The 25,350-nt window shown below is 75.1% G+C and carries 19 protein-coding genes; 6 read left to right on the top strand and 13 right to left on the bottom strand.

Going from position 1 to position 25,350, the window contains the following annotated elements; translation table 11 throughout:
• Positions 1 to 3: 3 nt before the first annotated feature.
• The gene (locus tag ACZ4VA_RS02815; RefSeq protein WP_468079396.1) at positions 4 to 3,627 is read left to right on the top strand and encodes a S8 family serine peptidase; all 3,624 of its coding nucleotides are present in this window, start codon (positions 4 to 6) and stop codon (positions 3,625 to 3,627) included.
• Here ACZ4VA_RS02815 and ACZ4VA_RS02820 read toward each other — a convergent pair.
• The 3 genes from ACZ4VA_RS02820 to ACZ4VA_RS02830 form a co-directional block, all read right to left on the bottom strand.
• Positions 3,602 to 4,966 carry a carboxyl transferase domain-containing protein gene (locus tag ACZ4VA_RS02820; protein WP_468079398.1) on the bottom strand — a complete coding sequence of 455 codons (1,365 nt, stop codon included), beginning with the start codon at positions 4,964 to 4,966 and terminating at the stop codon, positions 3,602 to 3,604. The two genes, ACZ4VA_RS02815 and ACZ4VA_RS02820, sit on opposite strands and share 26 nt — an antisense overlap.
• On the bottom strand, positions 4,959 to 6,440 hold the full coding sequence (locus ACZ4VA_RS02825; protein ID WP_388903671.1) for an acyl-CoA synthetase: 1,482 nt from the start codon (positions 6,438 to 6,440) through the stop codon (positions 4,959 to 4,961). Before ACZ4VA_RS02825 ends, ACZ4VA_RS02820 begins: the two co-directional genes overlap by 8 nt.
• Before the next feature lie 63 nt (positions 6,441 to 6,503).
• Complete coding sequence (locus ACZ4VA_RS02830; protein WP_356168381.1) at positions 6,504 to 7,589, bottom strand: S1 RNA-binding domain-containing protein; 1,086 nt, start codon at positions 7,587 to 7,589, stop codon at positions 6,504 to 6,506.
• Between the two features lie 350 nt (positions 7,590 to 7,939).
• On the opposite strand from ACZ4VA_RS02830, the gene ACZ4VA_RS02835 reads away from it, so the two are divergent.
• The 3 genes from ACZ4VA_RS02835 to ACZ4VA_RS02845 all read left to right on the top strand — a co-directional run bounded on the left by ACZ4VA_RS02835 (position 7,940) and on the right by ACZ4VA_RS02845 (position 10,866).
• Positions 7,940 to 8,632: a toxin-antitoxin system, toxin component gene (locus ACZ4VA_RS02835; protein WP_468079401.1), complete on the top strand. Its 693-nt coding sequence runs from the start codon at positions 7,940 to 7,942 to the stop codon at positions 8,630 to 8,632.
• 23 nt (positions 8,633 to 8,655) lie between these two features.
• A complete protein-coding gene (locus tag ACZ4VA_RS02840; RefSeq protein ID WP_356237774.1) occupies positions 8,656 to 9,846 on the top strand; it encodes an MAB_1171c family putative transporter in 1,191 nt (396 codons plus the stop codon).
• A 99-nt stretch (positions 9,847 to 9,945) separates the two neighbouring features.
• The gene (locus ACZ4VA_RS02845) at positions 9,946 to 10,866 is read left to right on the top strand and encodes an ATP-grasp domain-containing protein (protein ID WP_355785314.1); all 921 of its coding nucleotides are present in this window, start codon (positions 9,946 to 9,948) and stop codon (positions 10,864 to 10,866) included.
• Here the strand turns inward: ACZ4VA_RS02845 and ACZ4VA_RS02850 are convergent.
• The 10 genes from ACZ4VA_RS02850 to pgfA all read right to left on the bottom strand — a co-directional run bounded on the left by ACZ4VA_RS02850 (position 10,847) and on the right by pgfA (position 23,559).
• A complete protein-coding gene (locus ACZ4VA_RS02850) occupies positions 10,847 to 11,452 on the bottom strand; it encodes a hypothetical protein (protein ID WP_389389482.1) in 606 nt (201 codons plus the stop codon). The two genes, ACZ4VA_RS02845 and ACZ4VA_RS02850, sit on opposite strands and share 20 nt — an antisense overlap.
• Positions 11,358 to 12,236: an FkbM family methyltransferase gene (locus ACZ4VA_RS02855; RefSeq protein ID WP_468079404.1), complete on the bottom strand. Its 879-nt coding sequence runs from the start codon at positions 12,234 to 12,236 to the stop codon at positions 11,358 to 11,360. Before ACZ4VA_RS02855 ends, ACZ4VA_RS02850 begins: the two co-directional genes overlap by 95 nt.
• Positions 12,233 to 12,463, bottom strand: a complete 231-nt coding sequence (locus tag ACZ4VA_RS02860; protein WP_355785323.1) for a Trm112 family protein — start codon at positions 12,461 to 12,463, stop codon at positions 12,233 to 12,235. Before ACZ4VA_RS02860 ends, ACZ4VA_RS02855 begins: the two co-directional genes overlap by 4 nt.
• On the bottom strand, positions 12,460 to 13,362 hold the full coding sequence (locus ACZ4VA_RS02865; protein ID WP_355785330.1) for a hypothetical protein: 903 nt from the start codon (positions 13,360 to 13,362) through the stop codon (positions 12,460 to 12,462). The genes ACZ4VA_RS02860 and ACZ4VA_RS02865 overlap by 4 nt, the downstream gene beginning before the upstream one ends.
• 15 nt (positions 13,363 to 13,377) lie before the next feature.
• On the bottom strand, positions 13,378 to 14,112 hold the full coding sequence (locus tag ACZ4VA_RS02870; protein WP_468079406.1) for a class I SAM-dependent methyltransferase: 735 nt from the start codon (positions 14,110 to 14,112) through the stop codon (positions 13,378 to 13,380).
• Positions 14,109 to 15,422: a condensation protein gene (locus tag ACZ4VA_RS02875; protein WP_468079408.1), complete on the bottom strand. Its 1,314-nt coding sequence runs from the start codon at positions 15,420 to 15,422 to the stop codon at positions 14,109 to 14,111. Before ACZ4VA_RS02875 ends, ACZ4VA_RS02870 begins: the two co-directional genes overlap by 4 nt.
• A complete protein-coding gene (locus ACZ4VA_RS02880; protein WP_452923251.1) occupies positions 15,419 to 20,074 on the bottom strand; it encodes an alpha-(1->3)-arabinofuranosyltransferase in 4,656 nt (1,551 codons plus the stop codon). Before ACZ4VA_RS02880 ends, ACZ4VA_RS02875 begins: the two co-directional genes overlap by 4 nt.
• The gene (locus tag ACZ4VA_RS02885; RefSeq protein WP_356168433.1) at positions 20,071 to 20,778 is read right to left on the bottom strand and encodes a class I SAM-dependent methyltransferase; all 708 of its coding nucleotides are present in this window, start codon (positions 20,776 to 20,778) and stop codon (positions 20,071 to 20,073) included. Before ACZ4VA_RS02885 ends, ACZ4VA_RS02880 begins: the two co-directional genes overlap by 4 nt.
• Before the next feature lie 347 nt (positions 20,779 to 21,125).
• The gene (locus ACZ4VA_RS02890) at positions 21,126 to 22,277 is read right to left on the bottom strand and encodes a glycosyltransferase family 4 protein (RefSeq protein ID WP_355790517.1); all 1,152 of its coding nucleotides are present in this window, start codon (positions 22,275 to 22,277) and stop codon (positions 21,126 to 21,128) included.
• A gap of 250 nt (positions 22,278 to 22,527) precedes the next feature.
• Entirely contained in the window at positions 22,528 to 23,559 is a 1,032-nt protein-coding gene (gene pgfA, locus ACZ4VA_RS02895) for a cell envelope lipid trafficking protein PgfA (RefSeq protein WP_356237757.1), read from the bottom strand.
• 262 nt (positions 23,560 to 23,821) lie between these two features.
• Here pgfA and ACZ4VA_RS02900 point away from each other — a divergent pair, with 262 nt between their 5' ends.
• Both ACZ4VA_RS02900 and ACZ4VA_RS02905 read left to right on the top strand, forming a co-directional pair.
• Positions 23,822 to 23,974 (top strand): hypothetical protein, encoded by a 153-nt coding sequence (locus ACZ4VA_RS02900; protein WP_355790522.1) that lies wholly within the window; start codon positions 23,822 to 23,824, stop codon positions 23,972 to 23,974.
• 2 nt (positions 23,975 to 23,976) lie between these two features.
• Positions 23,977 to 25,218, top strand: a complete 1,242-nt coding sequence (locus ACZ4VA_RS02905; RefSeq protein WP_355790525.1) for a PucR-like N-terminal domain-containing protein — start codon at positions 23,977 to 23,979, stop codon at positions 25,216 to 25,218.
• Positions 25,219 to 25,350: the final 132 nt, after the last annotated feature.

Genomic DNA, 25,350 nt, shown 5'->3' on the forward strand with positions numbered 1-25,350 from the left:
TCCATGACCAGAGGAAGAGCCAGACGCGGGGCGACGCTGCTGTCGGCCGGACTCGTGTGCGCGCTGCTGCCCGCGGGACCCGCGACCGCCGGGACCGCGGCCGGCGCCCCCGCCGCGCGCGCCGCGGACACCTCCCGCACCGTCACCCTGATCACCGGGGACGAGGTCACCGTCACGGACCTGGCGGGCGGCCGGAAGACCGTCACCGTCGAACGGCCGCGGGGCGCAACAGGCGCCGTGCGGACCGAGGTCGCGGACGGCGCCGTCACCGTCGTGCCGGACGAGGCGCTGCCGTATCTGCGGGCGGGCACGCTCGACCGGCGGCTGTTCGACGTCAGCGGGCTGATACGGCAGGGGCTGGGCGACGGCAGGACCGACGAGCTGCCGCTGATCGTGACGTACGACAAGGGCACGCGGGCGGTGACCCCGCGCGGCGCCGAGCGGACCCGCGCCCTTCCCAGCATCCGCGCGGTCGCCGTCGACGCCGGCAAGGGGCGGAGCCTGTGGCGGTCGCTGACCCGGCAGGACGGCGTCGGCAAGGTGTGGCTCGACGGGCGGGTCACGGCCGACATGGCCGAGAGCAACGCCCAGATCGGCACGCCGGAGGCCTGGGAGGCCGGGCTGACGGGCAAGGGCGTGACCGTCGCCGTCCTCGACACGGGCGTCGACACCGGCCACCCCGACCTGGCCGGACGGGTCGCCGCCACCCGCAGCTTCATCGACGGGGAGGAGGTCGCCGACCGCAACGGGCACGGCACGCACGTCACGTCGACCGTCGGCGGCAGCGGCGCCGCCTCGGAGGGCAAGGAGCGGGGCGTGGCGCCGGACGCCACCCTCGCCGTGGGGAAGGTGCTGAGCGACCAGGGCTCCGGCAGCGAGTCGCAGATCATCGCCGGCATGGAGTGGGCGGCGCGGGACGTGGGCGCCGACGTGGTGTCGATGAGCCTCGGGTCGGCCGAGCCGAGCGACGGCACCGACCCGATGGCCGCGGCGGTGGACGCCCTCTCCGCGGAGACCGGCGCGCTCTTCGTCGTCGCCGCGGGCAACACCGGCGCCCCGTCGTCGATCGGCTCGCCCGGCGCCGCCGACTCCGCGCTGACCGTCGGCGCGGTCGACTCCGCCGACGAGGCCGCGTACTTCACCAGCGCGGGCCCCCGCTCCGGGGACAACGCGCTCAAGCCGGACCTGTCCGCGCCGGGTGTCGGCATCCTCGCCGCCCGCTCCTCCCTCGCCGAGGGCAGCGGCCCCTACACCTCCATGAGCGGTACGTCGATGGCGACCCCGCACGTCGCCGGTGTCGCCGCGCTCCTCGCCGAGGCGCACCCCGACTGGACCGGCGCCCGGCTCAAGGACGCGCTGATGTCGACGTCCACGCCGCTCGACGCGTCCGCCTACGTACTGGGGGCGGGCCGGGTGGACGTGCCGGACGCGGTGAACGCGCGGATCACCGCCACCGGCAGCGCCGACCTCGGCTACCACCGCTGGCCCTACGACACGGACAAGCCCGTGACGAGGACGCTCACCTACACGAACTCCTCCGATGCGCCGATCGAGTTGAGTCTCGCCGCGCAGGGCGCCCCGGACGGCGCGGTCACGCTCGCCGACGACCGGCTCACCGTGCCCGCGCACGGCACCGCCGCCACCACCGTCACCGGCGACGGGGCGAAGGCACCGGTGGGGAACACCTCCGGGCGGATCGTGGCCAGCGCCGACGGGAAGCCGGTCGCGCACACCGCGTTCGGGCTGGTCAAGGAGGAGGAGCGGTACACGCTCACCGTGCACGTCAAGGACCGCGACGGAGCCGCCGCGGCCGCCGGCCTGACCGTGCAGCGGCTCGCCCGGGACGCGGAACCGTTCCCGGCGGCGGTCGGCGACTCCGGGACGCTGCGACTGCGGCTGGTACCGGGCACGTACAGCGTGACCTCCTTCCTCGACGTGCGCGGCGGACACGGCCGCGACTCCCTGGGCCTCGGCTTCCTCGCCGCACCCGAGATCGTCCTCGACCGCGACCGCGAGGTCACCCTGGACGGACGGACGCTCCAGGAGATCGACGCCGAGGTCGGCCGGCGCACCGAGACGCGGCAGCTCCTCATGGAGTACGACCGCGACGCCGGCGGCTCCGACCTGTTCGGCGCCGTGCAGGTGCCCCTCGCGTACGACAGCGTCTTCGCCGCGCCCACCTCGAAGGTCACCGAGGGGACCTTCGAGTACCGGACCGTGTGGCGGCTCGGCAAACCACTGCTCCAGGTCAAGGGGATCGGCGAGGCCGTCGTCCAGTCCGGCGGCACCCTGGCCGAGGGCCACAGCACGCTGCCGCTCGTCGACGCCGGGACCTTCACGGGCGGCGCCCTCACCGGCGTCCGCGGCAGGGCCGTCCTCGCGCGGCTGCCCGCCGGCACCGAGCCCGCCGCGCTCGCCCAGGCCGCCCAGGACGCCGGAGCCGAGGCACTCTTCGTGACGGACGACGCGCCGGGACGGCTCATGGCCTGGTTCGGCACGGACGACAACGCGGACCGGCCGCTGCAGATCGCCACCGTGAACACGGCCGACGCGGCACGGCTGCGCGCGGCCCGCCGCGTCGACATGACCGGCACGCGCAACACCCCGTACGTGTACGACCTCTCCGAGGGCCACCGCGGCGCCGTCCCGCGCGGGGACCTGACGTACGCGCCGGATCGGCGTGAACTCGCCGTCCTGGACACCCGGTTCCACGCGTCGGAGCCGGTCGGCGGCGGCGAGTTCCGGTACTCGCTCACCGACGCCTTCCCCGTCGGCATCGGCTTCCTGGAGCGGATCGACTACCCGGCCGAGCGGACGGATCACGTCTCCACCGGCCCCGGCCAGCAGTGGCACGAGTCGGTGACGATGGCGGACGGCGCGCTGGAGGAGCGCAGCGGAGTGCTCCGGTACCGGGGCGGGACGCGCACCGCGCTCGACTGGTTCAGGCCCGTCTGGCACCCGTGGCTCGGCACCGGACTCGGCTGGGGCCAGCAGCGCGCCGGCAACCAGATCCAGTTCAACACCCCGGGCTGGGGCGACTCGGGCCCCGACCACACCGGCTTCGGCGACGTGTGGAGCGAGGGCAGCGGCATGACCCAGACCACCGAGGTCCACCAGGACGGCGTCCTCGTCGACCGGCGGACCGGCTCCGGCGCGTACGTCTGGGACGCGCCCGCCGACGAGCACACCTACCGGGTCGTCACCGACACCGCCCTCGACCCCGACCGCTGGCGGCTGTCGGTGCGGAGCCGCTCCGAGTGGACCCTGAGGTCGGCCGCCACCCCCGAGGACCACTGGACCCTGCTGCCTCTGATCAACCTCGGCTACGACATCGGCACCGACCTCGCGGGCGATGTCCGCGGCGGCGCCCGGGTGCCGGTCGGGCTGTCCGCCGAGTACGTCGCCCACGCCGCCGGCACCGGGACCCTCGGCGGCGGGCGGCTCGACGTGTCCTACGACGACGGGAAGACGTGGCGGACGGTCCGCCTCTCCGGGGACGGCGCGTCCTGGCGGGGGACGCTGACCGTGCCCCGCGACGCCCGGTACGTCTCGCTGCGCGCGTCGGCGGACGACGACCGGGGCGGCTCGGTGCGCCAGGAGATCATCCGGGCGGTGGGGGTGCGGTAGCCCCCGGCCCGGTCACGCCGCGGACGACCCCCAGGGCGACCAGGTCCTGGGGGCGTACGCGCAGCTGGTCGGCCGTCGCGCGCACGCGGTCCGCGGGACGCTTGAGGATCGCGGCGGCGAGCTCCGGCGCGATGACCGAGAAGTAACTGTCCGGCGCCGCCCAGGTGTTGCCCGGGGCGGCGAGGGCGAGGGCGCCCCCGGAACCCCCCTCGCCGACGACGACCGTGGTGATCGGGACGCGGGCTCCGGCGACCGCGGCGAACACGTCGGCGATCGCGGCGCCCGCGCCCTGCCGTTCGGCGTCCGCGTCGTTGGCGGCGCCTGGCGTGTCCACGAGCGTCAGGACGGGGATGCCGAGCCGGTCCGCCAGACGGATCAGCCGGGCGGCGGTGCGGTACCCGGCGGGACGGGTGGCCGTCCCGCACTGGGCGGCGTACGCGACGGTCCGCCCCGCGTGCTCGCCGAAGCCGCACAGCATCCCGTCGTCCGTGCCGCCGCAACGGTCGCCGCGGATCGGCGCCCGCCGGCTGAAGTAGGTGCTCAAGTAGGCGTCGGCGCGCGGCCGTTCGGGGGAGCGGGCACGCAGGACGGCGTCCCAGCCGGTGGCGGGGAGACCGGCGGGCGGCCCCGGGGACGGCGGAGGCGGCGCGGGCTCGGCGGACGGCGCGGTCAGCAGCGCCAGGTACAGCGCCAGCGTCCCGCTCAGGTCCTCGGGCCGTACGACCGCGTCGACCGCGCCCGACGCCAGCTGCGCCTCGGCCGTGTACGCCGCCGGGTCCGCGTCGGGCGGACGCACCCGGGAGCCCGCGAAGCCGACCTGGGCGCCGGGCAGCGCGAGGATCACGTCGGCGCCCGCGCCCAGCGTCGCCCAGCCGCCGCCCGTCGTCGGATCGCGCAGCACCGCGATCTGCGGCAGCCCGGCCTCCCGGGTGAGCGCCGACTGCCGTGCCACCCGCTGGAGTTGGGTGAGGGCGAGCATGCCCTCCTGCATCCGGCTGCCGCCCGTCGCGACGAGCGAGACGACGGGCAGGCGGTGCTCGCGGGCGTAGGTGTACGCGGCCTCCAGCCGGTCGCCGGTCCGTTCGCCGAGCGAGCCGCCCAGGTACCCGAACTCGAAGGCGACGAGCACGGCGGCGGTGCCGCCGACGGACGCCCGCCCGCACACGACGGACTCCGTCTCGCCGGTGCGCAGCGCGGCCCGGTCGCGCGCGGCGCCGTAGCCCTGCCAGTCCAGGGGACCGTCGGGCTCCGACTCGCCCTCGGGGACGGGGAGTTCGGTGAAGACGGCGCCAGCCGTGGCCAGGGCGAGGGCCTCGCGGGCCGAGTGACGGTCAGTCATGCCGCAGCGCCCGCTTCATGATCTTGCCCATGTCGTTGCGGGGCAGCGACTCCAGGAAGCGCACCGTGCGCGGACGCTTGTGCGGGGCGAGCCGCGCCGCCACGTGGTCGGCGAGTTCGGTGCCGAGAGCGGGCCCCGCCGGTTCCTGCGGCACCACCCAGGCCACGATCCGCTCGCCCAGATCGGCGTCCGGCTCACCCGTGACGGCGGCCTCCCGCACCGCCGGATGCTCCAGCAGCGCGTTCTCGATCTCGCCCGCCCCGATCTTGTAACCGCCGCTCTTGATCAGGTCGGTGGCCTTGCGGCCGACGATGCGCACGTACCCGTCGCCGTCGCGCACCGCCACGTCACCGGTGCGGAACCAGCCGTCCCCGGTGAACGCGGCCGCGTCCGCGTCGGGCCGGTTCAGGTAGCCGCTGAAGAGGTTCGGCCCGCGCACCTGGATCTCGCCGACCCGCTCCCCGTCCGTCGAGCCCACCGGCGTCCCGTCGGTGTCGTACCCGCCGATGACGGTGCCGTCCTCCTCGACGAGGCGCACGTCGACGCCCGGCAGCGGCACCCCGACCGTCCCCGCGCGGGCCTCGCCGTCCGCCCGCACACTCGTGATCATCAGCGTCTCCGTCATGCCGTACCGCTCGACCACCCGGCGCCCGGTGGCCGCCGCGATCCGCTCGTGGTCGTGCACGGGCAGCGCGGCCGAGCCGGACACCAGCAGCCGCGCCCCGCCGAGCGCCGCGGCGAGGCCGGGATCGCCCGGGAGCGCCTCCGCGATCCGGTGGTACATCGTCGGCACCCCGAACAGCATCGTCGCGCCGTCGGCCAGCTCGCGCGCCACGCCCTCCGTGCTGAACCGGCCCAGGTGCCGCACGGCACCACCGCGCCGCAGCGGTCCGAGGACGCCCAGGATCAGCCCGTGCACGTGGAACAGCGGCAGCCCGTGCACCAGCACGTCGTCGCCGGTCCACCCCCAGGCGTCGGCCAGCGCGTCCAGCGTCGAGGAGACCGCGCGGCGCGGGATCACGGCGCCCTTGGGCGGCCCGGTGGTGCCGGAGGTGTAGACGACGAGGGCGGGCGCGGCGGGGTCCGCGCCGGCGGTCTCCGCGGCCGGTCCCGTCGCGTGCGCGTCGACGTCGGTACGCGCCAGGGCGTCCAGCGCGGGCGGCAGCCGGTCGCCCGCGGCGGCCAGCACCAGCGAGGGGGAGCTGTCGGCCAGGATGTGCCCCAGCTCGCCCTCGCCCGACCTCGGGTTGAGCGGTACGACGGGCACACCGGCCTGGAGCGCGGCCACGACGGCGACGGCGGTCTCCAGCGCGGGCGTCGCCCACACGGCGACCCGGCCGGCGTCACGGAGCCGCGGGGCCAGGGCACCGGCCGCCGAGGCGAGTTCCGCGTACGTCAGGGAGCGGTCGCCGAAGCGCAGCGCGGGCCGCGCGGCGGCCGAGCCGCCCGTCAGGGCCGGAAAGAGGGAGGACACGCGGCGTACTCCTAGGTCGCAGGGCTCGTCTGGGCTCGTCTGGGTTTGTCTTCGTTCTTGTTCCTACACCAACGCCAGGGAGATCCGCCGCAGTACGAGGTTGATGCCGACGATCTCGACGGTCAGCTCGTCGCCCGGCCGGGGCGGGGAGGGCAGGGTGGCGAGCGCGTCCTTGTGCACCAGCCCCTGGAGCCCGTCGGCGACCCGTACGAACACCCCGAAGGGGGCGACCTGGGTGACGGTCCCGCGCACCACCCGGCCGAGCCCGTCCCGGCCGAGCGCGGCCATCGGGTCCGGCTGGAGCGCCTTGAGGGAGAGCTGCACCTGCTGGCGCTCCGCGTCGATGTCCAGCACCTGCGCGGTGACCTCCTGGCCGACCCGGACCACGTCGTCCACGGAGTCGACGTGCCGCCAGGTGAGTTCGGGGACGCGGACGAACCCCTCGATGCCGTCGAGGTCGACGAACACGCCGAAGCGGGGCGTGTGGGTGACCACACCCCGGCAGATCTGGCCGCGTTCCAGCGCGTGCAGCCGGTCGGCGGCCGGCGGTCTGCGGGTGCCGACCACCGTGCACAGGTCCGCGGCCAGCCGCACCTCGGTCGCGTGCAGCAGCGGATGGTTCAGCCAGTGCAGCCGGGCCCGGTCCAGGACGCCCTGGTGCAGGGGCGGCCAGCTGGTGGCCGGCGTGAAGTCGTCCACCACGATCGTGCCGCCGGGGGAGAGCAGCGGGAACAGCCCGGCCGTGCCGTCGTCGTGCCCCTTGCCGTGGCCGCCGCCGTCCAGCACCAGCAGGTCGTACGGGCCGTGCTCGCCGATCCGCTGCCACGCGCCGTGCACGATCCGCACGTCGGGCCGGTCGGCGAACACCTCGGCGGCCACCCGCGCCCGCCCGGCGTCCCGTTCCACACTGATCAGCTCGACGCCCTCCCGCGCCCCCGACGCCAGCCATGCCATCCCGACACCGCACCCCGTGCCCGTCTCGCCGATCCGGTACCGGGCGCCGCCCGCCAGCAGCTGGAGCAGCCGCCCCTGTTCGGGCCGGCACGAGTGCGTGAAGCCGTGGCGCCGCGCGGCGGCGACGGCCCGCCCGACGAGCGGGGGCAGAGGCTCCGCGAAGTGGTCGTACGCGTCCGTTCCTGAGATCGCCATGACGCGATCGTGCCCGCTCCGCGGCCGTCCCGCCCCGACCGGGGCAGCGATCGCGCCACCCGGGCACGGGCGGGCCGGCCGGCCGTCCCGCGACGGGTCTCCGGCGCCACGGCGGCCACCGGCCGCCGCCCCGTGCGGTTCCGGCCGTGTCCGGGGCCCAGTCGTCCGGGAGGCATGGCGCGGGCCGGGCGGGGCCCGTAGTCTCGGCCTTCAGCGACACTTGACGGGTCAACTGCCGGGAGTCCATGAGTGAGTGAGTCCCTGCCCTCTACCGCCGGGACGCCGGAGCCGGGCGGCCGGGCGGCCCTGCCCGTGCCCGACGGGCGGCCGGACCGTGAGGAGAGGCGACGGTGAAACTCCCCCGTGGGAGAGGGGCGTTCACCGCCCGCGTACGGCGGGCGGCGGACGCGGTCGCGGCGCTGCTCCCGCCGAGGGCCGACTCCGAGATGCGCGCGCTCGCCGCCGAGCTGACCCGCGCGCTGCGCGGCCGGCTCGATCCGCCGGTCGACGTGCGCGAACTGGCCCGCGCCCTGTGCGCGGAGATGAGCAGGCGGCGCGACGGCCGTCCCGTCGAACTGCGCTTCGAGCGCTTCCCCGACGAGATGGAGGTCACCGGACTCTGGCTCCAGTTCCAGGACTTCGACCTCGTCATCGTCGAGGAACGTGCCGAGACCGTGCAGCAACTGGTCATCCTCGGGCACGAGTTGTGGCACCTGAAGGAGGGGCACCGCGACCACCACGTGGTCGGCGCCGCCGAGGCCGCGCGCGCCCTGTCCGGCGGCCCCGGCCCCGGACCGTCCGGTGCAGCCGGCGTACGGGCCCTGCCCGGCACCCCGACCTGGCCCGGGATCGCGCTGACCGTCGCCGCCCGCAACGGCTCCCACGAGGCCGAGGAGGCGGAGGCCGAGGAGTTCGGCCTGCACCTCGCCAGCGCCTTCCGGTCCTGGGTGACCGGTCCCGGCGCCGAGGGCCCCGCCGACCCCGTCGGCCGGGCCATCCAGGCGTCGCTGGGCTACCGCGACCCGAGGAGCGGACAGCGGTGAAACCCGCCGGCCTCCTCGACGGGATGTACATCTCGTTCTGGATACCGCTGGCGGTCCTCGCGGTCGCCCTCGCGATCAGGCTGCCCGGCATCATCAAGCTCTGGCAGGACCCGCTGCTGCGCGCCGTCGGCGGCCTGCTGCTGCTCGCCTGCGCCGTCTTCGTCTTCGCCGCACCCGACACCATCGCCTGGACCAACCGCGTCACCGGCGTGCCCAACATCTCGGCGCCGGTGGTCTACACGCTGCTCACCGCGTTCTGCGGCTCCTGCCTGCTGCTGGTCATCGCCTGGCGCAACGGGCTGTCCGAGCACTCCCCGAGGACCCGCCGCGCCACCCGGTGGGTCCTCGCCCTCTACACGGGCGTCATCGTCGCGCTGTGGGCGCTGTTCGCGCTCGCCGACGTCCCCGACGAGCGGGTGCGCGACCTGGACACGTACTACGCCAGAACGGCCTTCATGCGCGAGGAGATCCTGCTCTACCTCCTCGCGCACACCGCCGCCTGCCTCGTCACGTCCCGGGTGATCTGGAACTGGATCCGCACCGGCGGACTCGGCCCGTGGCTGCGCGGCGGCCTGCGGTTCATGGGCGTCGGATACGCCATGAACCTCCTCTACGACGGCGCGAAACTCTCCGCCGTCCTCGCCCGCTGGACCGGCCACGACCTGGACTGGCTGAGCACCGACCTGGCACCTCCCGTCGCCTGCGTCTCCGCCGTCCTCATCGCGGTCGGCTTCGTCCTGCCGCACACCGGCCAGTACCTCCAGCGCCGTACACGCACCCGGCTCAGCCACTGGCGGCTGCGGCCGCTGTACCGGCTGATGCGCACCGTCACGGACGGGCGGGTGGCGTTCAAGCTGCGTGCCGCGCCCGAACTGCGCCTGACGCGCCGCGAGACGTTCATCCGGGACGAGCTGCTCCACCTCGCCCGCTACCTCGACGAGGACCTGCGCCGCCGTGCCCACGACGCGGCGCTGGGCCAGGGTTTCGGCGAGCGGGACGCCCGGCTGCTCGCCCACGTGGTGACGGTCCAGGATGCCGTCGACACCCGGAGGAAGTGCCGTGCCGACGCCGCCGCCCGCTCCCTCGGCAGCCCGGACGTCGAGGACCTCCTGGAGGAGATCGAGGCCGTCTCCCGGACCCTGCGCAGAACCGCCGACATCCGCGCGGTCCGGGACCGCGCGAGCGCCGTGCCGGCCCACGTCCCCGCCTCCTGACCGGCCGCCCGGGACGCCGGGGGACATCCGCTGTCTGCGCTGCCAGGACGCTTGTTAGCCTGCGGCTGGACCGCCGGAACACTTGAGGATGGAGCCACCGTGGCCCGCACCACAGTCCGTGCCCGCGTCGCACTCGTCACCTACCGGCCCGGCGAGAACGGCAACGCCGACCGGGACCTGCCGGCCCTGAAGGAGGCTCTGGAGGACGCCGGCGCGCACGCCGTCGTCGCCCACTGGGACGACCCGGAGGTCGACTGGGCGGCCTTCGACCTCGTCCTGATCCGGTCCACCTGGGACTACAGCTGGCGGGTGGCCGAGTTCGTGGCGTGGGCCGAGCTGTGCGGGAAGCTGACCCGGCTCGCCAACCCGGCGGACGTGGTGCGGTGGAACACCGACAAGCGCTACCTCGGGGACCTCGCGGCGGCCGGGGTCCCGGTGGTCCCGACCCGCTACGTCGCCCCGGGCGAGGACGCCGAACTCCCCGAGGACCACGAGTTCGTGGTGAAGCCCACCGCCGGCGCGGGCGCCCGCTTCGCCGCCCGCTACACCCCCGCGGAACGGGAGACGGCCGCCCGGCAGCTCGCGCGGATGCACGCCGAGGGCCTGACGGCGATGGTGCAGCCCTACCTGCGGAACATCGACGCCGCCGGGGAGCGGGCGCTCCAGTTCTTCGGCGGGCGCTTCCTGCACGCCAGCCGCAAGGGCGCCGTCCTGGAGCCCGGGACGCCCTACGACGGGGTCAAGGTGCCGCACCCGCAGCTCCAGGACTGGGAGGTGACGCCCGCCGAACTCCTCGTGGCCGAGCGGGCGCTGGCCGCCGTCCCGGACGCCGTCGCGGCCGCCGCGGGCGGGGAGGGCGCCGCCCCCGAGCTGCTCTACGCCCGGGTCGACCTGGTCGACGGCGACGACGGCGAGCCGCGGGTCATGGAACTCGAACTTGTCGAGCCGAACCTGTTCCTCTGGCTGCACCCGGAGTCCCTGCACGTCGTCGCGGAGGCCGTCATCCGGGCCGCTCGCTGACCGCCACCCGCTGGAGCAGCCCCCAGGTGAACTCGGCGGCGCACGCCCGCGGCACGCCCGATCCGTCCCGTGCCGTGAACGCGAGCCCCCAGCGGGTCGGCGCGCTGCCCTCCAGCGGACGGACCGGGGCGAAGGCGCGGGCCGCCTCGTCGACCGTGCAGGACCAGGGGCGCAGGTCGTCCAGCGTGCGCAGCGCGGGGCCCGCGGCGCCCGGGGCCCGGACCAGCCACTCGTTCCAGGCCACGCCGTTCGGGGCGAGCAGCACCTCGAAGCGCAGGTCCGGCCAGAGCGGGACGGGCCAGAGCAGGGCCTCGCAGTCCAGGTCGCCGATCCGGCGCTCCTCGACGGACTCCGGGGTGCCGAGGACGGAGCGGTAGCGGGCGGCGGCTCCCCGGGAGCGCGGCGAGCGCAGCATCGCCTGCCAGCGGCGGTTGGCCTCGCGCATGTCCGCCAGGGAGGCGCCCAGCTCGTGCCGGGCGTCCTCGACCAGGTCAGGGTTGTGGTCGGCCATGCGGCGCAGCAGGACCAGCTGGAAGTCGAGTGGGGTGAACGGGGTGGCGGGTCTTCTGGCCGGCATGCGGCCCATCCTCGCGTACGCGGTCCCCGCCCGGACGGCGGCCGTCCGGCAGGAACAGCACCGAGTTCACGTACCGGGGGCCGCGCCACGGCAGCACCCGGCGCAGCAGGCCGCGGGAGACCACGTGCGCGGTGCGGGCCTGGTGCTCCTCCAGGGGGAAGCCGGCGAGCGGGCGCCAGGTGTCGCCGGGCAGCACCCAGCCCGCGTACCCCCGCTCGGCGAGGTGCGAGACGACCGGGGCGACCGGCTGGATGCGGGACTCCAGCTCGACGAAGAGGGCCGGGCGGTCGCGGGCCAGCAGGGTGTCGGCGCCGCGCAGGACCGCCAGTTCGTTGCCGTCCACGTCGATCTTCACGAAGCCGACACCGCGCAGCTCCAGGCTGTCCAGGGTGACGCAGGGGACCTCGACGGCGCGGGCGTGGATGTCCCGGCGGACCAGCGAGGACACGCCCCGGTCGCCGGGGTCGCCCGCGGGCAGCCACAGCCGGGCCGTGCCGGTCCGGTCGGAGGCGGCGGCGGTGATCACGCGGACGCCGGGGAAGCCCGCCGAGGACACCAGCCGGGCGAGGTGCGGGACCGGTTCCACGGTCACCACGCGGCGGGCCCGGCGGGACAGCAGCCGGGTCCAGGGCCCGTACCAGCCGCCGACGTCGACCGCGGTCTCGCAGTCCGCCGGGCACAGCTCGGCCAGGCGCGCCAGTTCGGGCTCGAAGCGCGGGTAGACCAGCCGGGCGCCCGCGGCGACCAGCCGCACCGGCAGGAAGGGCGCGAGACGGGCGGCCAGCGTGGTCATGGCGCCATCCGCCCGAGCAGGTCCTCGTGCTCGTCCTCGGTGACCTGCTCCCCGGAGGACGGGAGCAGCTGCGGGATGCCGTCGACGATCGGGTAGCGGCGGCGCAGCCGCGGGTTGTAGAGCGCCTCCTCCGCCGCGGCCTTCGACTGGTCGGGGACGAGCAGGTGCAGCGGCCCCTTGTCGAGCGGGCAGGCCAGGATCCTGAGCAGCGGGTCGTCCGGGTTCATGGGGTCAACTCCTTGGCGCCGGAGATGGGTTGGGGAGCGGTGTCGTGCTTGGGCATGACCAGCAGGACGGAGACCGCGAGCGCGGTCCCGGCGATCCGCAGGGCGAGCCGCACCGGTTCGTGCGGCAGCGCCTCGCCGAACGCCAGGGTCCCGAGCACCGCGGTGAACAGGCACGTCACGGTCGTGCAGACCGGCACGATCAGCGAGGCCCGGCAGCGCTGGAGCGCCGCCTGCGACATGACCAGGCCGAACACACCGGTGAACATGAGGAGATACGGGTACGGCGAGCGCAGCAGGCCGAGGGCCGCCGAGCCCAGCCCGCTCGTGGTCAGGTAGCTCGACACGCCCTTGATCGCCAGCGAGCTGACGCCGTACAGCAGGCCCACCGCGACGCCGTACTCCACTCCGGTGGTCGGCATGCGGTGCCGGTGGCGGGCCCGGCGCTCGGCGGAGCCGTACAGCCACAGCCCCGCCGCCAGCGAGGGCACGCACACCAGCAGGATCAGCGGGGCCGGGGCGCCGCGGCCCACCGAGTCGGAGCCCTCGCTCAGCGACAGCACCACCATCAGCAGCGCGGCGAGGATCGCGCCGAGCGCGTACCGCTCCCGCCCGGTCGTCTCCTCGCCGAGCAGCCGGGCCGACAGCAGCACCAGCAGCACCAGACCGGAGACGAAGATGCCCTGCGCGGCGGCGATCGGCAGCGTGCGGTAGACGGCGAGCTGCGCCCCGAACCCGGCGGCCAGGGACAGCGAGCCGCCGATCCACAGGGGAGAGCCGACGACCAGGCGCAGCAGGCGGGCGGGGCGGCGGATGTTCACCTCCGGCAGCGCGGCGAGCGCCCGCTTCTCCAGGACGAATCCGGTGCTGTACAGGACGTTCGCCAGCAGGGCCGCGGCCACTCCCCACCACATCGGCTACGTCCTTCGCGCGTGCAGCAGCAGGATCGAGGACGCCGCGGGGACGGCGCAGGCGAGCCGGTCCAGCGGCCGCAGCGGACGCGGTACGCCGTGGAAGGGCGCGCCCCGCAGTGCGACGACCTCGAAGCCCGACGCGGCCACGAACTCCCGCAGCGCGCGCGCCGTGTAGAGCCGCAGATGGCCGACGACCTCCCGGCCCGGACGCCCGTGGACCGCCCGCAGGCTCACCTCGGAGAACACGGGCTGCACGCCCGCGAGCAGCAGGGCGCGGTTGTACCAGGCGGCGAGGTTCGGGGTGGAGAGCATCAGGTGGCCGCCGGGGCGCAGCACCCGCCGGATCTCGTCGAGGGCGGAGTCGGGGTCGACAAGGTGCTCGATCACCTCGCTGAACAGGACCGCGTCGGCCGCCCCGGACGCGAACGGCAGCCCGCCGTCGGTGAGTTCACCGCGCACGGAGTACGGCAGCCGGGCGTGGGCACGTCTGAGGGCGTCCTGGGACCAGTCGACGCCGACGAGCCGGTGCCCGGCGAGGAAGGGGGCGGCGGTGGCGGCGGCGGTGCCGTCGCCGCAGCCGATGTCGAGGACGGTGCGCGCGCCCTCGGTGGCCGGGCCGAGCGCGGCGGCCAGCATGCGGGCCTGGCGCAGACTGCGGGGGGTGCCGGAGGCGACGGGGACGGCCGGGTCCTCGTAGAAGTCCCGCAGGCCCCGCCGGGCCGGGGCGGTCGTGGTCACGGGCCCTCCTGCGTCGCGTGCAGACGGTGCTCGAAGAGGTCGCGCAGCCGGGCGCCGTCGCCGTGTCCGAGCAGGGAGCGCGACCACCGCAGGGCCACGTGGAGGCGGCCCGCGGTGGACGCGGTCGTGACGGTCAGGCCGCGAGGCATGCGGGCCGGCGCGGAGAACCAGACCGCGTGCGCGCGGCCGGCGTCCTCCCCGAAGTCCAGCGAGTACGGGATGCGGCCGATGTTGCTCAGCAGGGTGGTCGACGTCCAGGGCGCCACCGCCCGGCGCAGCCCCCGGGTGGCGGCGGCCCGCCAGGCGACCGGCACCACCGGGGCGGTCAACAGGGCCGCGCCGTGCCCGAGTTGGGGGCGCGGCTGGGACTTGAGGGCGCGCGTGCGGTCCGCCGTACGGCGCAGCAGCTCACGCATCCGGGCCGGGTCCAGTTCCTCCGGCGCGAAGGGCACCTCGACGAGCCGGGTGCCGTTGCCGATCGGCATGTCCGTGCCCCGGGGGCGGTCGTCGACCGGCATCGTGATGCGCAGCGGGCGGGGACGCGCGCCGTGCTCCCGGTTCCAGTCGGTGATCATCAGGGCGGTGGCCACCATCAGCTGGTCGTTGACCGTGTACGGGGAGCCCTTGGGGCGGTGCGGGACGGGCAGTTCGGTGACGAGCAGGCCGTTGCCGGGCGAGGATTCGGGCGTGCCGCGGGCGACCCGGGCGGGCGGGGCCCAGCCGGACGCGGCCTGCGGCGCGGCGGCGGGCGAGGGGTCGGGCACGCGCACCGGCGGCGCGGCGGGGGCGTTGTCCCGGCCGCCGTACAGCTCGGCCGCGGTGGCGAGGACGCGCAGGCAGGCGGGGCCGTCCAGCGCCGTGTGGTTGACGGTGAGGAACAGGACGGTGCCGTGGGAGCCGTCGTCCTCGACGACCTCCAGCCGGATCGGGGGCGACGCGGTCAGCGGCGGGGCGCTGTCCAGGGCCCGCCGGCGCGCGCGGTCGAGGGCGTCGCGGCCCGGCGGCGGGAAGGTCACCACCTCGACGTCCGGGTCCCCGGTCAGCTCCCACTCGTAGCGCCGCCGGTACCAGGGGCCCGCGGCCTCGCGCATCAGGATGCGGGGGTGCCGCCGCAGGGCCGCCGTGAAGGCCGCGGTGAGACGCGCCCGGTCGAGCCGGCCGGGCAGGTGGACCTCGATGTGGACGGTCTCGGGCTCCTCGTCCTGCCGGCAGTGCCGGGCGACCTCGTCCACCACGGGGAACGGCACGCGCGCGGGCGGCCGTCCGGGTCCGTTCGTGCCGTCCCGCGCCGGATGCTGCACAGCGGTCATGTGGCCTCGCCCTTCCCCGTGTCGCCCTGGCGGTCCGTGTCCGTGTCCGTGTCTTTGGACGGTGTCGCGGGCCGCGGTTTGCGGAAGCCGATCCGGGCGGTGGGCGGATCGGTGTCGGGCCGCGCCGGCCCCCGCGCGGAGACGGTCGGCCCGGCGACGGGCCGCGGCGGCGCCTCCGGTACGGGGGAGGCGTCGGCGGGGGCCCAGGGCGCGGGCGGAGGCGGCGGCGCCCCCGCGCCCTCCCCGTCCCGGCCCGCTCCGCCGTCCCGCGCACCGCCGGGAGCCGCGGCGCCGGGTCCGCTGTCCTGGCCGCGGGCCGGACCGGCCCCGTGCCCGTAGGCCGGCGGGGCCGCGGGAGCGGAGCCCCGCTCCCCGGGTGCGCTCTCGGCGTGGGCCGCGGGCGGGTCCCCGCCGGTGCGCCGGGTGTCCGTCCCCGGGCCGCCGTGCTCGCCCCTGCGGCGGCGCGGCAGCGGAGCGGTGGGGGCCTCCGACGCCGGTGGCGTCTCCCACCGCAGGGTCGATCCCGCCGCCCCCGGCGTGGTCTCCCGCACGCTCACCAGCGCCGCGAACAAGCCGACCAGCGCGAGCAGTTGGGCCACCGGGTGGAAGGCGCCGACGTCCGCCCCGGGCGGTGACCCGGCGCCGGTGGCGGCGGTGATCCCCGCCCCGGTGAGCGCGAGGAAGGCGACCGGCACGAGCAGCGCGTGCCGCTTCACGGCGAGCAGCGCCAGCAGCGGGACCAGCAGCGCGAGCAACCCGGCGATCACGATCCCCACGAGCGTGAGCGCGACCACGCCCAGCCACGGACCCGGGCCCGGCGGTACGGGCCCCGGCTCGTCGGGGTCGGGTGAGCGGCGGCGCCACAGGACGAGCCCGGCGAGCAGCGCCACGGCGACGACACCGCCGATCAGCCCGGCCTCGTAGACGGTCGAGGGGCCGTACGACAGCTTGACGGTGCCGCCAGCGCCGGCCGGGATCCGCCAGCCCTGCTGCCAGCCGTCGAGCCGGACCGGCGTGAGCTTCCTGCCGTCCAGCGTCGCCTCCCAGCCGTCGTTGAAGTTCTCGTACGTCGTCAGGTAGGAGGCCGCGCCGGAGCCGACGGTGAGCGTGCGCCGGTCGCCGAGCCAGTCGCGTACGCGCAGGTCGCGGCCGGCCGTGGACGCCTCCGCCACCGTCCCGTGGGTCAGCGTCACGTCGGTCACGGCGAGCGGACCCGCGTCCCCGGCCTCGACGCGGTGGGCGCCGGTGCCCAGTTGCAGCGCCGCGTCCGCCGCGCCTTCCTGACAGAGCGTCAGCTCGATCGGACGGCGCTCGGTCAGGTCCCGTACCGTGCCCTTCGCGGCCGTCTCGTACAACTCGCCGTCGACCGCGAGGACCGGCCCCTTCCCGCACGGGAGCGAGAAGGTCCGGGACGGCGAGGGCTGCCGGGTGCGGTACTGGTCGAGGGCCGGGATGTACGCCTCGGTGAGGCCGACCGGCAGTTGCAGGTCGTCGTCCGCCACCGGGTTGTGGACGGTGAGCGGCGCGCTCTCCGTCACGGTGATGTCGAGCCGGTCGGTCGTGATCGGGTCGAAGCGGGCCCAGCCGTTCTCGTCGACCCCGGCGATCGCCGCGCCGTCCGGGGAGCTGATGCTGATCTTCGTGGGCCGGGTGGACAGGCCGCCCGCCGGGGCCAGCACGATCGAGCCGACCGCCTGCTTGTCCGGCCAGCGCAGGTGGATGACGGGGCTGCCGCCCGCGATCCACGCCGTCGTCAGGTCGCCGTCGGTGAGGTTGCGGGCCGACAGTCCGCTGCCGAGCCGGGCCGTGGAGTCCGCCGTGGCGACGATCCGGCTCCGCTGCCCCGGCGCGACCTCGTAGAGCAGCCGGTCCAGTTCCTCGCCGGGGACGGGGACCGCGCTCGCCCGCACCTCGTAGCTGCCGGCGGCCGAGGCCGTGAACCGGCGGTGCAGGCCCGCCTCGGTGCCCGTCGGGGACAGCCCGGTCGGGTCGGACGTGCGGTGCAGCGAGACGATCCCGGCGGCGGCGTCCGAGCCGGCGGCGTCCGTCGGGAGCCGCAGCAGCCGCGTCACCTGGGCGTCGGGGAGGTCGATCTCGGAGAAGCCGGCGCCGGTGAGGCCGGGGTGCCGCGCGGTGGAGCCGACGATCGTGACCTTCAGCCAACTCGTCTCCCCGGCCGGGGCCTTGACGCGCTGGGTCATGCCGTTCGGCTGGAGGAAGCTGGTCGCGGAGCCCTTCTCCGTCTCGATCCGCACGCGGGTGGGCGCCGACCGCACCCCGTCCTGCGGCAGCGGCGTCACCCGGAACGACGACGGCACGTCCACGGAACCGGTGAAGCCGATGCGCAGCCACTGCCCGTCGGCCGACTTCGCCGCGCCCTCGGCCCAGGCGGTGCCGGGATTGCCGTCGAAGGCGTTCACGGGGTCGTACTGGGGCAGGTGGAACAGCCAGTTGCCGCTCGACGAGGCGGTCACCGAGCGGGCGCCGCGCAGCTCGGCCACCGTCTGGTGCTCCAGGCCCGTCGTCGGCAGGATCTGGTGCGGCTTCTCACCCGCGTCCTGTGCGCTGTCCTCGTCGTTGCGCTGGTCACGCGTGTACGTGTACGAGGTGTTGGAGTTGACGAGGCCGAAGCGGGTGTCGGCCCGGCGCAGCCCGTCGCCGAGCACCTGCACCGGCGGGGTGCCGAGACCGGGGTGGCTGTCACCGGTCAGCACCGCGGCCCTGTTCCGCATCCCGGGTTCGGCGGACAGCGGGAGCAGCGCCTCGGGTCCGCCGGAGACGACGGCGGTGTCGGCGACCGCCTTCAGCCCGGCCTGCCCGGGCCGCGGGACGTCCGCGTCCGCCGGCTCGTAGATCTCGACGGCGCGCTGGCGCGGGTACAGGCCCTCGACCTGCAACGGGGTGTCCTCCGCGATCCGGCCGCCGGTCGTCACGGGCCCGAGGCCGGTGACCCGCCGGTACCCGGACTGCTCCAGGGTCCGCTTCACGGTCGCGGTGGGGACGTAGCCGAGCTGGTCGGGGTCGAGGTCGTTGCGGACGACGACGTAGTAGAGGCCGGCCCGGCTCAGGTAGTCGGCCAGGCCCGGCACCTCGGCGCCCGTCATCAGGGACTGCTCCACCGCGTCCATGGCCCGGCGGTTGCCGGGGGTGCCGAAGGGGACGTAGTCCCGCTGCGCCCAGCGGGAGCCGGCGAGGACGTCGAGCGGCTGGTCGACGGGGGAGCCCCAGGTGTAGAGGCCGTGCGCGGTGGCCGGCACGACGAGGGCCCGGGAGTCCGGCGAGTACTTCTCCAGCCAGTCGGCCGTGCTCTGCCAGTACCGGGGCAGCTCCCGGAACGAACCCGGGTTCAGGATCGACCCGTTGAGATACGGCCAGGCGAGCCCCGGCAGGACCAGGACCGCCGCGACCAGCGGGGCGAGACGGCGTCCGCGCACCCGGCGGGCCCCGCGTTCGGAGGAGGCCACGCCGACCAGATGGGCCAGCCCGAGCACGAGCGCGAGAGCGAGTCCCGTCTGGAACTTGTAGATGTTGCGGAAGGGGACGAGCCCGCCGTTCAGCCAGTCCTGGACGGTGCCGTGGAAGGGCGCGCCGAGCGAACCGCCGTACCCCGCCAGCGTGATGAGGGCGACCGTGAGCACGGTCAGCACCAGCCACCGGCGCTCCGGCAGGTCCCGTCTCGCGAGACCGGCGAGGCCGAGGCCCGCGGCGAGCGCCGAGCAGAGCACCACGGCCACCGAGGAGACGACGGTCCAGCCGGCCGGCAGCCAGGCCTCGCCGAAGTGCAGATAGGCGACCCAGTTCCCGGCGCCGCGCAGGGTCTCGGTGGCGGACATGGTGGCCGTCGTCGTCTGCGAGGTCTCCACGTACGGGAGGAAGTTCTCCCCGTAGACGCCGAGCAGCAGCAGGGGGATCACCCACCAGGCCGTCGCCAGCAGCACGCCCGGCACCCACCAGGCGATGAGCTTGCGCTGCCGGGGGCCGCGCGGACGCGAGAGCAGGTACAGGCCGACGGGCAGCAGGGAGGCCAGGGTCGCGGCCGCGTTCACCCCGCCCATGAAGGGGACGATCAGCGCGGAGCGCAGCGCGGCGATCCGGGCGGCGTACCGCCCGTCGGTCAGCGGCAGCAGCACCCACGGCAGGAAGGCGCCCGGCAGGGCGGCGGCCGAGGTGGAGCCGACGACGATCGTGAAGACCGGCCACAGCGCGTACGCCGTCGCGGCGAGCAGCCGGGACGCGGACGTGCCGACGCGCAGCCGCTCCGCCAGCCGCAGCGCGCCCCAGAACGCGACGGACACGACGACCGACAGCCACAGCCGCTCCGCCAGCCACACCGGCAGGTGGACCAGCTTGCACAGGCCGTAGAACGGCAGCATCGGCCAGGCGTAGCCGACGTACTGGTCCTGGAGGCCGCCGAAACCGCCCCGGTCGTGCCACAGCTGGCCGAGGTCGGAGAGGAACTGCCAGGGGTCCAGCGCGACACCGAGCTTGGTGTCGAAGGTCGTCCGGCCGGGGTGCACGGCCAGGAACAGCACGAACACCACGGCCCAGAACCCCAGCAGCCACCGCCGCGACCGCGGACCCTCCGGGGGGCCGGAGGCGGTGGCGGCGGGGCGGACGGCTGCCGGGGGTGGGGCCTGGACCGTGCTCGTCATGGTGGACACCGCCGGAGGATGAGGAGGAGGTTCCAGGTGGCGAACTCGCGCAGTCCCGGCGCCTTCGCGACGGCGGACGCGAGGAACGGCCAGTAGCGGGAGCGCGCCGAGAGGACCGCGACGTCGTCACGGGCGCGGACCTGCCGCAGGGTGGAGCCGATGTGCACGGCGAAGAGGTTCTCGCCGAGGGTGTGCTTGGCCGGCTTGCCCGTACGGCGGCGGTAGCGGGCCCGGGCCCGCTCGGCGCCGAGGTAGTGCCAGGGCGCCCACTCGTGACCGCCCCACGGGGAGAGCCAGTTGGTGAAGGAGACGTAGATCAGCCCGCCGGGCCGGGTCACCCGCACCATCTCGCTGAGGAAGGTCTGCGGGTCGGCCACGTGCTCCAGGACGTTGGAGGAGAAGCAGACGTCGGCGACCCCGTCGGCCAGCGGCAGCAGGTATCCGTCGGCGACGACCGCCCCGTCCGGCGGTTTCCGGCCCAGCTCCGCGACGTCGGGTTCGAAGAGGTACGCCTGCGCGCCGCGGCGGCGGAACTCCGCGGTGAAGTAACCGCCCCCGCCGCCGACGTCCACGACGGTACGGCCGCGGACGGGGCCGTACGCCTCGACCTGGTCGGCGGCGTCGCGGGCGAGCAGCGAGTAGCAGGCGGCGGGGTCGTCCTGCTCGTGCCGGAAGGCCCGGAAGAGAGCGAGGGACCGCCGCAGCGAGGGATCTTTGAACCCGGTCCCGCCAGGCCCCTTCGCCCCGGCACCCGGGCCGGCACCTGCATCGGTACCGGCGTTGGCACCCGGATCGGCACCGGCAGGGGCACCGGCACCGGCACCCGGACCAGCACCTGCATCGGTACCGGTGTTGGTACCCGTACCGGTACCGGCATGGGCACCGGCACCGGCACCCGGACCAGCACCTGCATCGATACCGGTGTTGGTACCCGTACCGGCACCGGCATGGGCACCGGCACCGGCACCCGGACCAGCACCTGCATCGGTACCGGTGTTGGTACCCGGACCGGTACCGGCACCGGTACCCGCACCCATACCCCTCGGGGTGCTCACGGCGTCCAGCTCCTCACCGCCTCCGCGGCCACCGCTCCGAACCGGCGGACCGTGTGGTTCCAGCGGTACCGGGCGGCGTGCTCACGGGCGGCGGCGCCCATCCGGGCGCGCCGGTGGCCGCTGAGCGCGAGGGTGCACCAGGCCGCCGCGAAGGAGGACTCGCCGCGCGCCAGCACCCCCGTCTCGCCGTCCACCACGGAGTCCCGCAGCCCGGGGACGTCGAAGGCGATCGCCGGGGTCTCCCGGGTGGCGGCCTCGGTGACGACCAGGCCCCACCCCTCGACCGCCGAGGGGTGCAGCAGCAGCCACGCCGCGCACAGCAGCCGGTGCTTCTCGGCCTCCGACACCCGGCCGGCGAACTCGACGCCCGGACCCGCGAGCCGTTCCAGCCGCTCCCGCTCGGGGCCCTCGCCGACGATCACCAGCCGGCCGCCGGTGACCGGACGGACCCGCTCCCACAGCCGCAGCAACAGGTCGATCCGCTTGTACTCGACGAGCCGTCCCATCGCCAGGAACAGCGGCTCCGGCGAGCGCGGGGACCGCGGCCCGGGCTCCTCGACCCCGTTGTGCACGACCCGGATCCGGTCCCGCTCGACCCCGATCGCGCGCAGCGCCTGCGCGGTCGAGGGGGAGACGGCGACCACCAGGTTGCGCCGCTGCGCACCGGTCAGCGCCCAGTGTTCGAGTCTGCGGCCGAGCCGGGCGGCCGGCGCGAGCGGACCGCCGAAGCGCATCCGCCACAGATCGGTGTGGACGTGGTTGACCAGGCACAGCGTGGGTCCGCGGTGCCACAGCGGGGCCAGGTACGGCATCCCGTTGCACACCTCGACCAGCAGGTCGCAGTCGCCGACCTGACGCCGGAAGGCGGAGCGGGCGCGCAGGTAGTGGCCGAGGTCGCCGCCCGCCGAGACGACCCGGTAGTCGCGGTAGGACGCGGGTCCTCCGCACAGCAGCGTGACCTGGTGGCCGAGCCGGGTGAGTCCGTCGGCGAGCCGGTCGACCAGGAGTTCGGAGCCGCCGGCGGCGGGGTTCCCGAGGTCGCGGTGCGCGAGGAAGACGATGCGGCGCGGGTGTGGGGGGAGCGCCGGGGGGTACTGCGCGGAGCGCGGGAACGCGTCGCGCAGCGAGGAAGGCACGTGCTGGGGCATGGGTGCTCCAACTCGTCTCAGGGTGCGGAACTCAGCGTGGGGGGAGGGGCGTGGAGCGGGTGCGGATCTTCGGTCCGCCGGTCGGGGTCTCGGTTCTCGGTCGGTTCCGTTCCGTGGGGGGAAACGGGGCCGGCTGTGGTGGGGTTGTGACCGGGCTGTGTTCGGGTGGGGTGGACAGTTTTCGCCCAGCCGTTCGTTGCTGCTACTCACCGGCGTGACAATTTCGGGGCTTTGTGGAGCTGACGGCACATCACTTCGTGAGGGCTGAACGGGAGGAGTCGGGCGTATCGGGACGCGGTCGCCCGCGCAGCACCAAAACGGCTCCCGCCGCGGCGAGCAGGAAGCCCAGTACCGCGGCCCCCACGGGCAACGTCTGGCCCAGCATGCGCAGTTGGCCGCTCTCCGACTTCGCCTGTTTCACCTGGTCCTTCTGGGTGGCGGTGGTGAAGGCGAGCTTCCTGCTGTCCAGGAGCACCGCCGCGTCCTTCGCGGCGCCCGGGGCGCGCAGTGTCCTGCGGGGACCGACCTGCGCGTAGAGCACCCGGCCCGTGCGCTGGTCGACGACGAGCTCGACGAGGTGGTTGGCGTACCACTCCTCGGCGAGCACCTGACTGCGCTCGGGCTGCCCGACGATCGCGCCCGGTACGAGCCTGGTCCCGGTCCTGGTGGCCGGCACGGTGCCGGTGAAGCGGTAACCCTCGTACCCCTGGACCTTCTTGGTGTCCCGGTAGTGCAGGGTGACCGTCGCGCCGAGGGAGTTGTCCCACCAGCGGTAGGCGCGTTTCTGCACGTCGAAGGGGAACTTGAGGTAGGCCTCGCCCTGGATGTACGGCTTCTCCCGGCAGCAGTGCACCGGGGCGTTGGTCCTGCGGTCGGTGACCCACCGGTGCGGCGTGAACTCCAGGGCGTCGTGCGGGTCGGCCGCGGGCAGCGACTTGTCCGTGTCGACCGTCGTCGTCACGTCCCAGACCGCTCTGCCGCTGCGCTCGCTGTCGGCGACGTCGCCGCGCACCCGCTGGGTGACGGTGATCCGCTGGTCCGGGACGGTCTCGACCTTCTCGACGTCGAAGACGCTGCCGGTGCCGGTGTAGACCGCGGTGGTGTCGATGTCGACGGGGTTCACGGCGGCGCGCGGCTGCACGTACCACGCGAGCATCGGGGCCAGTACCAGCAGGAAGGTGCCGAGGCCCAGCAGGAGGAGGGAGACGGAGACGGGCGGGCGCGCCCGGAAGGGCCTCCGTGCGGGGTGGTGGTCGGGAGACGGGCGGGCGGTCCGGCGCATCCGGGCACTCCAGTGGCTTGAGTCGGCTCGGCACACGCGTGATACGTGGTGGTACGAGCGGATACGCGTGCGTCGACACCAGGAGGGAAAGTGCACGTGCGGTATGGGCCGGGAACCGTAGGCGCACCCTTGACGAAGTGTCAATGCATTGTCGAGACTGGGCACTTGCCGGACGGGGCCGGTACGGGGCAGGCAGGACGCGCGGCCTTCGGGCCGGGTGGCCGGGGTGGGGACGACCTCCGACAGAGAGGCTGACCCTGCGATGTCCAGACTGCTCGCCGCCGCGTTGACCGTCGTGGCCGCCGCCGCCCTCGCCGTGGGCGCCGCGTTCGGCATCGTGGCGCTGCTCGACGCCACTCCGGACCAGCCCGACACCCCGCTGATCACGTACGAGCATGCCGCCCGGGAGCGCTGACCGTGACCTCCCGCCCGGGGACGGTCACCGCGCGCTCGGCCTGGCGTGACGTTCCGCGCCTTCAGGTACGGCAGTTCGCCGCGCTGGCGATGGCGGAGGCCCCCGTGCTCGCCGAGGAGATCCTGCGGGAGATCCGCCGGGAGTACCCGCATCTGCCCGTCGTGCTCGACGACTCCGGCGAACCGATGGCGCTGATCGGCATCCGACGGGCGATCGAGGTCTTCGTCCAGCACCTGGAGACCGCCGAGGGGCGCCCGCGCGTTCCCCCCGAGGTCTTCCAGGAGTTCGGCCGCGGCGAGGGGCTGAACGGCCGCAGCCTCGACTCGCTCCAGGCGATCTACCGGCTCGGGGTGCGGCTCGCCTGGCGCCGGTTCGCCGAGATCGGGCAGCGCGTCGAGATCCCGCCACCGGCGATGTACGAACTCGTCGACGCGGGCTACGAGTATCTCGACGGGCTGGTCGACCAGTCCGTGCGCGGCTACGCGGAGGCGGCGGCCCGCCAGGCCGGCGAGCGGCTGCGTCTCCAGCGCCGCCTCATGGAGCTGCTCCTCGCCGAGCACACCAGGGGCGACCCGACCGACGCGCTCGCCGAACGCGCCGCCCGGATCGGCTGGCCGCTGCCCGCCAAGGTCGCGGTCGGGGTGCTGCTGCGCCCGGCGCGCGAGGCCGTCGCCCCCGCCGTGGGCCAGAGCGTCCTGCTCGACATGGAGTACGAGCAGCCCCGCATGGTCGTGCCGGAACCGGACGCGGCGGGCCGCCCCGAACTCCTGCACCGCGCGCTCACCGGCTGGGCCGGGGCGATCGGGCCGCCGGTCCCGCTGGTCGACGCGGCGAAGTCGCTGCGCTGGGCGGAGGCGGCGGTACGGCTCATGGAGCGGCGGCTGCTGCCGGGCGGCGAGGTGCTGCACTGCACGGAACACACGGAGGCCCTGGTCCTGCTCCAGCCCGAGGAGCTGATCGACGACCTCGCGCTGCGCTGCCTGGCCCCGCTCGCGCACTGCGGTCCCACCCACGGCCGCCGGCTCGCGGAGACCATGCTGGCCTGGCTGGAGACACGCGGTGGCGCCCCCGAGGTCGCCGCCCGGCTCGGGGTCCATCCGCAGACCGTCCGCTACCGGCTGCGGCAGATCAGGGAGCTGTGGGGCGACGAGGTCGACGACCCGGACCGCCGCTTCGAACTGGAACTCGTCCTGCGCGCACAACGGCTGAGGGGAGAGCTGGGGGTGGCCCGCGGCAGACGCTGACGGGGCCCGACGGGGATGACCGGGATGAGAGGACCGGAGGGGCAGACCGCCGTGCCGGTGAGGAAGAGGCCGGCTCCGGTCGGACCCCGGTCCGTCTCGTCGGCGGTCCCCGAATAAGACTCCCCGCCGGTG

The sequence above is a fragment of the Streptomyces sp. NPDC028308 genome (assembly GCF_055565855.1).

Bases quoted from the DNA above. Each gene is read 5' to 3' on its own strand.
- ACZ4VA_RS02830 (WP_356168381.1), bottom strand. From the start codon at position 7,589: ATGGCGATCTCAGGAACGGACGCGTACGACCACTTCGCGGAGCCTCTG.
- pgfA (WP_356237757.1), bottom strand. From the start codon at position 23,559: ATGCGCCGGACCGCCCGCCCGTCTCCCGACCACCACCCCGCACGGAGG.
- ACZ4VA_RS02875 (WP_468079408.1), bottom strand. From the start codon at position 15,422: ATGACCGCTGTGCAGCATCCGGCGCGGGACGGCACGAACGGACCCGGA.
- ACZ4VA_RS02880 (WP_452923251.1), bottom strand. From the start codon at position 20,074: ATGACGAGCACGGTCCAGGCCCCACCCCCGGCAGCCGTCCGCCCCGCC.
- ACZ4VA_RS02855 (WP_468079404.1), bottom strand. From the start codon at position 12,236: ATGACCACGCTGGCCGCCCGTCTCGCGCCCTTCCTGCCGGTGCGGCTG.
- ACZ4VA_RS02815 (WP_468079396.1), top strand. From the start codon at position 4: ATGACCAGAGGAAGAGCCAGACGCGGGGCGACGCTGCTGTCGGCCGGA.
- ACZ4VA_RS02820 (WP_468079398.1), bottom strand. From the start codon at position 4,966: ATGACTGACCGTCACTCGGCCCGCGAGGCCCTCGCCCTGGCCACGGCT.
- ACZ4VA_RS02900 (WP_355790522.1), top strand. From the start codon at position 23,822: ATGTCCAGACTGCTCGCCGCCGCGTTGACCGTCGTGGCCGCCGCCGCC.
- ACZ4VA_RS02850 (WP_389389482.1), bottom strand. From the start codon at position 11,452: ATGGGCCGCATGCCGGCCAGAAGACCCGCCACCCCGTTCACCCCACTC.
- ACZ4VA_RS02840 (WP_356237774.1), top strand. From the start codon at position 8,656: ATGTACATCTCGTTCTGGATACCGCTGGCGGTCCTCGCGGTCGCCCTC.
- ACZ4VA_RS02860 (WP_355785323.1), bottom strand. From the start codon at position 12,463: ATGAACCCGGACGACCCGCTGCTCAGGATCCTGGCCTGCCCGCTCGAC.
- ACZ4VA_RS02890 (WP_355790517.1), bottom strand. From the start codon at position 22,277: ATGCCCCAGCACGTGCCTTCCTCGCTGCGCGACGCGTTCCCGCGCTCC.